The 578-nt window shown below is 44.6% G+C and carries 1 pseudogene; it reads left to right on the top strand.

The features are described from left to right. Positions 1 to 578, top strand: a pseudogene (locus HT698_RS10140) (cell surface protein); the annotation flags it as partial.

Here is a 578-nt window from a genome sequence, read left to right as displayed (position 1 = left end):
TACCAGATCCATCATACAAAAAGAAGGGGACAGGTGTTACTGTTCAAGCAACGGACTCAAATGGTGAAACCTCAACCGCTACCTACACTCCGACAGTTACTCCAGTTTCTCTAACGTCGACTGATGTGACATCGAAAGATATTCAAGGGGCAGAACAAGAAGGAACTCCAACCTTTGCCTTGTCAAATGGAGCAGAAGCAACAACGACTATCACAGGCTATAAGCTTGTGGATCCAACTACAGGCCAAGCGACAGATGAAACATCTGTAGTTGTTCAATCAGTTGGTAAGTATACAATTGATTCAACGACAGGTAAAGTAACCTTCCAACCAGATGGTGCGTATAAGGGGACACCAGATGCCATCAAAGTTGAAGCAACTGCGACTGTTAAAAATGCCAAGAATGAAACTGCAAGCATTACGAAAGAAGCTACCTACACCCCAACAGTTATTCCAGTAACACCAAGCTCTGAAGCTTCAGAGACAACTGGACCGCAAGGACAAGCCCAGACTTCAGTTATTAAGTATGACCCTACAGATACAGACGCTAGCACTGAGAACGTTCCTAAAGGCAGAGCT

This window comes from Streptococcus sp. 3109 (genome assembly GCF_013276905.1).
In the GTDB taxonomy this organism is placed as follows: Bacteria; Bacillota; Bacilli; order Lactobacillales; family Streptococcaceae; genus Streptococcus.
Note: the sequence above shows the minus strand (reverse complement) of the source record. Positions and strands in the feature narration are given on the sequence as shown.